Source organism: Halomonas sp. BC1 (genome assembly GCF_002078135.1).
Lineage (GTDB): Bacteria > Pseudomonadota > Gammaproteobacteria > Pseudomonadales > Halomonadaceae > Vreelandella > Vreelandella stevensii.
On sequence record NZ_LFGS01000019.1, the window covers coordinates 249141 to 258471 of the forward strand.

At 61.7% G+C, this 9331-nt stretch carries 7 protein-coding genes; 6 read left to right on the plus strand and 1 reads right to left on the minus strand.

The window, feature by feature from the left end:
• Positions 1-31 precede the first annotated feature (31 nt).
• Positions 32-2044: a TRAP transporter permease gene (locus tag B7L72_RS15200; protein WP_081195335.1), complete on the plus strand. Its 2013-nt coding sequence runs from the start codon at positions 32-34 to the stop codon at positions 2042-2044.
• A 103-nt stretch (positions 2045-2147) separates the two neighbouring features.
• On the opposite strand, the gene B7L72_RS15205 is transcribed toward B7L72_RS15200, so the two are convergent.
• Positions 2148-4676 (minus strand): penicillin-binding protein 1A, encoded by a 2529-nt coding sequence (locus tag B7L72_RS15205; protein WP_081136486.1) that lies wholly within the window; start codon positions 4674-4676, stop codon positions 2148-2150.
• A 191-nt stretch (positions 4677-4867) separates the two neighbouring features.
• Here B7L72_RS15205 and pilM point away from each other — a divergent pair, with 191 nt between their 5' ends.
• The 5 genes from pilM to pilQ form a co-directional block, all read left to right on the plus strand.
• Complete coding sequence (gene pilM, locus B7L72_RS15210) at positions 4868-5929, plus strand: type IV pilus assembly protein PilM (protein WP_081195337.1); 1062 nt, start codon at positions 4868-4870, stop codon at positions 5927-5929.
• Positions 5926-6486, plus strand: coding sequence for a PilN domain-containing protein (locus B7L72_RS15215; protein ID WP_081195339.1), 561 nt, complete (start codon positions 5926-5928; stop codon positions 6484-6486). Before pilM ends, B7L72_RS15215 begins: the two co-directional genes overlap by 4 nt.
• A complete protein-coding gene (locus B7L72_RS15220) occupies positions 6483-7127 on the plus strand; it encodes a type 4a pilus biogenesis protein PilO (protein WP_081195341.1) in 645 nt (214 codons plus the stop codon). The genes B7L72_RS15215 and B7L72_RS15220 overlap by 4 nt, the downstream gene beginning before the upstream one ends.
• On the plus strand, positions 7124-7642 hold the full coding sequence (locus B7L72_RS15225; protein ID WP_232710855.1) for a pilus assembly protein PilP: 519 nt from the start codon (positions 7124-7126) through the stop codon (positions 7640-7642). The genes B7L72_RS15220 and B7L72_RS15225 overlap by 4 nt, the downstream gene beginning before the upstream one ends.
• A 75-nt stretch (positions 7643-7717) precedes the next feature.
• Positions 7718-9331 (plus strand): type IV pilus secretin family protein (pilQ, locus tag B7L72_RS15230; RefSeq protein ID WP_081195343.1); only part of this gene is annotated, 1614 nt, incomplete at its 3' end.

Sequence of the window (9331 nt, forward strand, 5' to 3'; positions counted from 1 at the left end):
GTATAAGTTTGCTAACGCTTCCGAGGACTTCATGAACGAATCCACTCCACCGCCGGTCATCATGCCGGGCGGGAATGCGATTCAACCCCGCATCGTGCTGTGGTGTATCACCATTGTTGCCGTGGGGCTTTCGTTATTCCAGCTCTATTCTGCGGGTATTCAACCCCTGGGTCTCTTCTATCAGCGTAGTATCCACCTTGCGCTGATCATGCTGTTGGCCTTCATGATGTTTCCTGCCTTTGGCCCTCACCGTAAACGCGGTGTGCTGGGCTGGGGGATCGATTTTATCTTTTTTGCCGGGGCGCTGATCACCGGGGGGTATCTGGTGCTCAACTTGGACGCCATTTTCAGCCGCGCCGGGTTCTGGAACGAGACGGACATTCTGGTGGCCTGTATTGCCACGGTGACCGTACTGGAAGCCAGTCGCCGTGCGGTGGGCCTGGGCATGACGATCATTGGCCTTCTGGCGATCATCTATGCCTTTGCCGGGCCAAGGGGCGAGCTGCCTTGGCTGGGCGAGTGGATGCCCGGCATTCTGGCCCACCGTGGCTACAGCCTCGACCGCGTGGCGGGCCAGCTTTATCTGGGGCAGGAAGGTATCTTCGGCCTACCGCTGGGCGTGGCCGCCACTTATATCTTCATTTTCGTCCTGTTTGGCGCGTTTCTGGAAAGCACGGGCGCAGGCAAGTTCTTCATCGACATGGCTTACGCAGCCACGGGCAGGCAGCGTGGTGGCCCGGCGAAGGCGGCGGTGCTGGCATCTGCGGGCATGGGGTCGATTTCTGGCAGTGCCATCGCCAACGTGGTGACCACCGGAGCGTTCACCATTCCGCTGATGAAAAAGCTGGGCTATAAGCCGAAGCAGGCGGGCGGCATCGAGGCGGCGGCCTCTACCGGTGGGCAGATCATGCCGCCGCTGATGGGGGCCGGGGCGTTCCTGATTGCCGAGTACACCAATACGCCGTACCTGGAAATCGTCAAGATCAGTATTCTGCCGGCCATCATGTACTTTGCCACGGTGTATCTCTTTGTCCACATCATCGCCTTGAAGCAAGGCATGCAGGGCATGCCCAAGAGCGAGCTGCCGCAGATGCGCCAGGTAATGAAGGATGGCTGGCATTTCCTGCTGCCGCTGGCGGTGCTGGTATGGCTGCTGGCCATGAGCATGTCGCCCATGCGAGTGGGCTACTACGCGGTGGTGACCATGATTGCCGTGGCGGTGATTCGCTACGCGCTGTGGTACTTCTTCGTGGCCCCCAAACAGGGCCAGCCCGTGACCCTGGAGCGCACCAGGGGCGTGCTGTGGGCAGGGTTGGTGAAGCTTGTGCAAGGGCTGGAGCTGGGCGCGCGCAATGCCGTGGCGGTTTCCATGGCCTGTGCCGTGGCGGGCATCATCGTAGGTGTCGTAGGGCTGACCGGCCTGGGGCTCAAGTTCTCCTCCATGATGCTGGCCTTCTCTGGCGGTAACCTGGTGCTGGCGCTGGTGATGGTCCTGCTGGCGAGCTTGATTCTGGGCATGGGGCTGCCCGTAACGGCCAGCTATATCGTGCTGATCGTACTGGTCGGTCCGGCCTTGACCGCCGAGTTCGGCGTGCCGCTGCTGATCGCTCACCTGGTGGTGTTCTGGTACTCCCAGGACTCCAACGTGACGCCTCCCATCGCCCTGGCAGGCTTTGCCGGGGCAGCGATTGCGGGCAGTAAACCCATGGAGACCGGCGTGCAGGCGTGGAAGTTTGCCAAGGGCCTCTACCTGATTCCGCTGTTCATGGTGTTCAACCCGGAAATCATCGTGGGTGGCCCGGTGCCGGTGGTGATCTGGAACGGGGTCATTGCCATCCTGGCGCTGGGGGCGTTTGCCGCTTCGCTGGAGGGCTATCTGTTTACGCGCATGTCATGGCTGCCGCGTCTGGCCATTGGTGGCGCGATCTTCGCGGTGTTCTACCCCAGCCTGTGGACAGAAGTCGTCGGCGTGGTGGTCATGAGCGTGGTCATCGCAGCCAACTGGCAGGCCAGCCGTCGTGAAAATCTGAGCGTACCGAGCTAACGGCCATCCCCAAAAGAAAGCCCGGAAACCTTGAGAGGTTCCCGGGCTTTTTCATGCCTGCGGTTCAGGCCAGGCTATCCCGCAGCGCGGTCCTGACGGGCGGTTAGAAGATCGACTCTGCCGCGCCTGACCCCTGCGAGCCGCTGGCTTCTTCCAGCTCCTGGCTGATGCCTCGGGCCTGATAGTCCGGCAAGTGGTCGCGGTGGAACAGCTCGGAAATACCGCCTGACTGGTCATCGTGCAAGCGTCGCCCAGTGGAGGCGTCCACGCGTGCCGATATGACTGTGGAAGGCCGCTCGGGGATCGCTGAGGGCGAGCCTGCCAGGGCATCCCCCATGAACTCTATCCAGATGGGCAGGGCGGCATTGGCACCGTACTCGGCGATGGTTTCATTGCTGTCCTTGCCCACCCAAACGGTGGTCACCAGGTCGCCGTTGAAGCCCGCGAACCAGGCATCCCGTTGGCTGTTGGTGGTGCCCGTCTTGCCCACGATGTCATCGCGATTCAGGCTGAGCGCTGCACGGCCAGTGCCCGAGGTAATGACGTCGCGCAGCATGTCACGCAGGATATACACCGCCGCCGCATCGGCCACGCGGGGCGCAACGGGGTAGGTCTTGCCATCGATTTCCACGGTTTCCTGGCCTTCGGCACAGCTGGCACAGGCCACTTGCGGGGTGGCTTCGTCGATCAACTCGTTGTCATCGTCGCGGGTAATCCGGTCGATGAACCAGGGGGAGACCTGGAAGCCGCCGTTGGCAATCACGGCGTAGGCATTGGTCATTTCCAGCGGGGTGAGGTCGGCACTGCCCAGCGCCAGCGACAGGCCGCGCGGCAGGCGTTGGGGCGCAAACCCAAACCCTTCCAGATACTGGATCGTGTGATCCAGCCCCATGGTTTGTAGCACACGAATGGTGACCAGGTTGCGAGAGCGAGCCAGCGCAGGGCGCAGGCGCATGGGGCCCTGGAAGTCACGGCTGGAGTTCACCGGGCGCCACAGGGCGTTGCTGCCGTCGTCCAGCACGACCGGCGCGTCATTGACGACGCTGGCGGCGTTCATTTCACCATCTTCCAGAGCCGCTAAATAGATGAACGGCTTGAAGATGGAGCCCGACTGGCGCTGAGCTTGCACGGCGCGGTTGAACTTGCTGGCGTTGAAGTCGAAGCCACCTTGCAGGGCCAGAATCGCACCGGTACGCGGGTCCTGGGCTACCAGTGAGCCTTCGGCATCCGGGCGCTGGGAAAGGCGCAAGGAGCCATCGTCGTTCTCGATGACGCGAATCAGGTCGCCACGCTCGGCAATCTGGCTGGCGCTGCTGGGTTCGGCACCGCGGCTGCGCGGGCTGAGGTAGGGGCGCGCCCAGCTCAAGCCGCTCCAAGTGATGGTGTGCAGTTCACCGCCACGGGTGAGTACCTGCATTTCACGGCCACTGCTTTCGACCACGATGGCGGGGCGCAGCAGGCCGTAGTTGGGCGTACGCTCGAGTACCTGCAGCCAGTTACTCACGTCGCCATCGACACCGTCCACTTCCGTCTGGCTGCGCTGGGCGGCCTGGCGGGCGGTCTGGCGAATTTCAGGAGACTCCGAGAGCTCTTCTTCTAAGCCCTGGGTGTTGGTCTGTTCCTGGGCTTCGACCAGACTGGACGCAATTTCACGCTGCTCGGCACCACGCCAGCCGTGACGCAGGTCATAGGCAATCAGGCCGTTGGCCAGCGCCTGACGGGCGAAGGGCTGCATGGTGCTGTCGATGGTGGTGTAAATGCGGTAGCCGCCGGTATAGGCCGCATCGCCAAAGCGCTCGATGGCGTACTGGCGCGCCATCTCCGAGACGTAGGCGGCATCCACTTCGGTTTGGGTGAAGTGACGACGGGCGGTGACCGGGGCCTGCACTGAGGCCTGGTACGCTTCGTTATCGATGTAGCCCAGTTCGCGCATCCGGAACAGGATCCAGTTACGGCGAATCAGCGAGCGCTCGGAGTTGGCCAGCGGGTTGAAGGCAGACGGCGCCTTGGGCAGGCCTGCAATCATGGCGGTTTCGGCCAGACTCAGCTCGGCCAGCGGCTTGTTGTAGTAGGTTTCCGCTGCCGCGGCGATACCGTAGGCGCGGTTGCCAAGGAAGATCTTGTTGACGTAGAGCTCGAAGATCTCCTCTTTGCTGAGCACTTTTTCCATCTGCAGGGCCAGCAGGATCTCGCGTATTTTACGCGTGAACGTCTGATCCAGCGTCAGCATGTAGTTACGTGCCACCTGCATGGTGATGGTGGAGCCACCGGACTGAATGGCACCACCGCTCTGTACCAGCTCGACCGCTGCCCGGGCCAGGCCACGAGGGTCGACACCAGCATGGTTGAAGAAGCTGGCATCCTCGGCGGCAATCAGCGCGTTGACCATGTCGTCCGGGATTTCATCGAAGTCGATCGCCATGCGGCGCTCTTCACCAAACTCGCCAATCAGCTTGCCGTCATTGGTGTAGATGCGTAACGGTGTGTGCAGCTCGAAATTCTGCAGTTGCCGAACGTCGGGTAACCCCGGAGAGAAATAGATCGCCGCGCCGATGACCGCCAGTACCGTGGCGCCCATCAGCGCAACGACCAGCGAAAATAGCGACAGCACTAGAGTTCGTAAAAACGTCATGAACAGTGGGCACCCATGAAAAGAGAGTAGGTATGGTGGTGTAACCGCCATAGCGCGCAATGGCTGCCATTATAGGAAGGGGAAGCAGCGGCCACCAGTGTTGATATGGCGTAGAGGCATCGGCGTGTGCCCCAGGCAAAAATCATGTAACCTCGAAACTTGCACGATAGGCAGGCGGAGCCGAACTCAACATGCGCTTACTAACACCCAGTAAAGGGTTGATTGGTGTCGATATTGCCTCGGCGACCGTCAAGCTGCTCGAACTCAAGCAGAGCAATGACAACTTTCAGGTAGAAAGCTACGCCGTGTGCCCTCTGCGTGAAGGCGCAGTGGTCGAGCGGCGTATCCGGGATATCAACGATGTGGCCAACGTGTTGAGTCGGGCAGTGGAGCATGCCAAGCCTTCGACGCGTAAGGCCGCCGTCGCTGTTCCTGCCAGCGCCGCGATTACCAAAACACTTCAATTTCCCGTCTCGCTCAGCGAAGACGAAATAGAAGAGCGGATCATCGCCGAGTCTGACCGCCATATCCCCTTTCCGTTCAGTGAAGTGGCGTTCGATTTTCACTGCCTGGGCCCTGCGCCTTCCGATGAAGAGCAGCAGCAGGTCATCCTGGTCGCTTGCCGCCAGCAGGATGTCTCCCAATTGACCGAAACCCTGGAGCGTGCAGGGCTCGAACCCGCTGCCGTCGACGTGGAAACCTTCGCCATGGAGCGCTCGTTGGCCGAGCTGCGCTGTCAGTTGAAGGTGGATAGTGACCCCAGCGCCTGCGTGGGGCTGGTGGATATCGGTGCCAATATGAATGCCTTCCATGTGGTGCGCGGTGGCCATATCGTCTATAGCCGCGACACGGTCTTTGGCGGGAAGCAGTTGACCGATGCCATCCGCGATCACTATTCGCTCAGTATCGAAGAAGCCGGATTTGCCAAGAAACGCGGCGGCTTGCCCGATGACTATCAGGAGAGAGTGCTCAACCCGTTTCTCGATACGGTCGTGCAACAGGTAGGGCGCTCTCTGCAGCTTTACTACACCGCTGGCCGCCAGCACGAAGTGCAGCATATCGTTCTGGCTGGCGGGTCCAGCGTGATTCCCGGGCTGGCAGAACGCATCGCCGACGATAGCGGCATGCCGGTGACCATTGCCAACCCGTTTCAACGCATGCGGATCAACAAACGGCTTAACATCGAAGGCCTCACCAATGATGCGCATACCATGCTGACCGCCGGTGGGCTGGCCATGAGGGCCGGGCTATGAGTATTACCATCAACCTGCTGCCCTGGCGTGAGTCGCGCCGCCAGCGCCGAACACAGCGCTTTTACAAACTGTTGATCATGATGGTGCTGCTGGCGGTGGGCCTGGGGCTGGGCGCTTCGCAACTTTATCAGCAGAAGCTGGCAGCGCAGCAGCAGCGCAATGCTTATATTGCGCAGCAGATCGAGCGCCTGAACAGTGAAATTGCCGATGTGCAACGCTATCAGGCCTCAGTGGCCCGGCTGGGTGAGCAGCTGACGCTGTTTCAAACGCTGCAGGGCGAGCGCGCCAGCACGGTCAAGCTATTCAATGACATCGCCGCCAGCGTGGTCGATGGTGTGGTGTATCAGCGTCTGGCGCGCAGTGGTGACCGTGTCAGTATTTCGGCCATGGCCGGTAACGAGTGGCAGGTATCTGAGCAGCTTCGTCAAATCGCCGACATGCCAGGCTTGGGAGTGCCGCTGTTGTCGGAAGTTGCCAGCGGCCAGGATGGCACCAGCCGGGTTTTTCAGTTCGAGGTGGTGCAAGTGCTGCCCGGTAGTGAGGAGGCGACGCCATGATCTGGAGCCGAGAGCGGTGGCGTGACGAGTGGCAGCGTCTGCAGAGCGTCGATTGGCAAGCGCTGAATATAAAAGAGGCGGGCGAGTGGCCCACCTTGTTGAAAGGCCTGTGCTGCTTGCTGGCATTCGTCATCGTGTTCGGTGGGCTGAGCTGGTGGCTGCTTGGCGAGAAACGCGCCGCGTTGGAGGCGGCGCAGCGCCAGGAAGTGCGCCTGTTGGGGGAGTATCGTGGCAAGGTCGGCGAGGCCGCGTTCTTGCCGGAAGTGCGCGACCAGTTGATGTTGCTGGAAGAGCAGATTGCCTCGATGCGCGCCATGCTGCCCACCAGTGCGGAAATCCCGACGCTGCTGGACGGCATCAGCGATGCCGCGGTGAGCAATAACCTGACCATCGAGACCATTCGCCTACGGCCTACGGTGCGTAATACCCACTATGTAGAGCATCCGTTCGATATTCAGGTCAGGGGCGGGTATCACGAATTGGCGCGCTTTGCGGCAGATATCAGCCAGCAGGCGCGGATCATTACCCAGCAGGATGTCACGCTGGTGCCGGTCGAGCAGGGCAGCGATACGCTACGTATGTCGTTACTGGCGCGTACGTATAGCTATATAGAAGATGCACAGCAGGGGGGCACGCCATGAGGCGGTGGCCAGGCATGGTAGGGGGACTGTTGCTGCTGGCCGGGTGTGGAGAAGCCAACCTTGGCGAGCTGGACGAACAGCTCAGCGACATTCGGCGCAGCCCAGCGGGGCAGCCGCCGGTAGAAATACCGACGATCCCCGATTACCGAGCCGTCGCTTACCGTTATAGTGATGCGCGAAGCCCTTTTTTAGCGCCCGAGAGCATTCGTACCCAGGCCGCGACGGCTCTGTTGGAAAGTGCGTTGGCCCCCGACCAGCAGCGTTCTCCCGAGCCGCTGGAGCAGTTTCCTCTGTCATCGCTGCGCCTGGTGGGTACGCTGCGTATGGGCGGTCAGCAGGTGGGCATGATCGCTGCTCCGGATGGCAGCGTGATCCGTGTCAGGGTGGGCGACTACCTGGGCACTGACCATGGCCGCATTACGGCCATAGCGCCGCAGGAAGTGCGTCTGGCCGAGCGCGTTTTCGATCAGCAGCAAGGCTGGCAGGAGCGCCCGGCGGCGCTGACGTTGGAGTAAACCGCCCCGCGTCTGCTGCCCAATAGTTTCGCCCTTACAATAGTGTCGACCTTTTTCAGTTACTGGATGACTTTTATGGCCATCGCGCTCCGCCAAATAACGCTTTCCCTGTTTACCATGATGCCTGCGCTGGCCTGGGGTTCCGTGCTCACGGCGCTGGACGTTCGAGAAACCTCGCGTGGCGATGTGGAGCTGCTGCTGCAGTTCAGCGGTGGCGTGGCGGAGCTGAGCGGCTATCGCCTGGATGCGCCGCCGCGTCTGGCGCTGGACTTGGCCGATACGCAAAGCGGCTTGGCACAGCGTCGCATCAACGTCGGCAATGCGGGCGTCGAGCGGATCACCGCACTAGAGGGCAATGGCCGCACGCGGCTGGTGGTCGACCTGAGTCAGCCGTTTGAGTACACCTCACGGGTCGACGGCGACCGGTTGAGGATTACGCTCTCGCCTGATACCGCGCCCCAAGGAGGCCTGGCAACCGCTCAAGGCCCTCAGGTCAGTAACATCGACTTCCGCCGGGGTACGGATGGCTCGGGGCGCCTGCTGGTGGCCTTCGACCGTGACGGTGTCGTCACGCAGGTGCGAGAAGGCAGTGGGGGGCGCGTGATTGCCGAACTGCGTGACGTGGACATCCCCGATGCCTTGAACCAGATTTACGATGTCACCGATTTTGCTACGCCGGTTACCCGCATCACGCCCCGTTCCGGGCAGCGTGACACGCTGCTGGAGCTGCAAACGGAGGGCCCTTACGCCATGTTGTCCTCGCAGAGTGGCCGCACGCTGACCATCGAGGTCCAGCCGGCCAGCCAGGCGCCTCAACAGCAGCGCGAGCGCGAAGGGCAGTCGTTCACTGGCGAGCGCTTGAGTCTCAACTTCCAGGATATCGAAGTGCGTGCCGTGCTGGCGACGCTGGCCGAGTTTACCGGCCTGAACCTGGTGGCCAGCGACAGCGTGACGGGGCGCGTCACCTTGAACCTGAACGACGTACCCTGGGATCAGGCGTTGGCGCTGATCCTGCAAAGCCAGGGGCTCTCCAGCCGTGAGCAGGGCAATGTCATCGTGGTGGCCCCCGCCAACGAGCTGGCCGACCTGGAGCGGCAGGAGATCGAGGCGCGCAACCAGCAGCAGACCCAGGCCCCGTTGATTACCGAATTCGTCGAAGTCAAGTATGCGCGGGCAGAGAACCTGGCGCAGCTGTTGCGTGGCGGTGACGGATTTGGCTTGCTGACCGACCGCGGCCGTGTCAGCGTAGACCAGCGCACCAATACGCTGCTCATTCAGGATACCGCGGAACAGGTACGCGACATCATGCGTACTTTGGACAGGCTGGATGTGGCCGTGCGCCAGGTGCAGATCGAGGCGCGTATCGTGATAGCCCGAGACACCGCTTCCCGGGAGCTGGGCGTGAACTGGGGCGTCTCCAGCACGCGAGGCTTCATGGAAAGCGATGCTGGGCAGTTCGTGCCGCGTAACATCAACCCAGGAGGGCTCAACCGTGCCCAGGGCGGACTGGCGGTGGACCTGGGCTCTGCCTCCGCGGCCAGTACCGGTTTCAGCTTTGGTTATCTCTCCGGGGATATTCTGCTCGACCTGGAGCTGCGTGCCCTGGAAAGCGAAGGCAAGAGTCAGACCATCTCGCAGCCACGGGTGATTACCGCCAACCAGCGCACGGCCACCATTCGCCAAGGTGAA

Coding starts and splice junctions, on each gene's coding strand:
- B7L72_RS15220 (WP_081195341.1), top strand. CDS start 6,483: ATGATCTGGAGCCGAGAGCGGTGGCGTGACGAGTGGCAGCGTCTGCAG.
- B7L72_RS15205 (WP_081136486.1), bottom strand. CDS start 4,676: ATGACGTTTTTACGAACTCTAGTGCTGTCGCTATTTTCGCTGGTCGTT.
- B7L72_RS15215 (WP_081195339.1), top strand. CDS start 5,926: ATGAGTATTACCATCAACCTGCTGCCCTGGCGTGAGTCGCGCCGCCAG.
- B7L72_RS15225 (WP_232710855.1), top strand. CDS start 7,124: ATGAGGCGGTGGCCAGGCATGGTAGGGGGACTGTTGCTGCTGGCCGGG.
- B7L72_RS15200 (WP_081195335.1), top strand. CDS start 32: ATGAACGAATCCACTCCACCGCCGGTCATCATGCCGGGCGGGAATGCG.
- pilM (WP_081195337.1), top strand. CDS start 4,868: ATGCGCTTACTAACACCCAGTAAAGGGTTGATTGGTGTCGATATTGCC.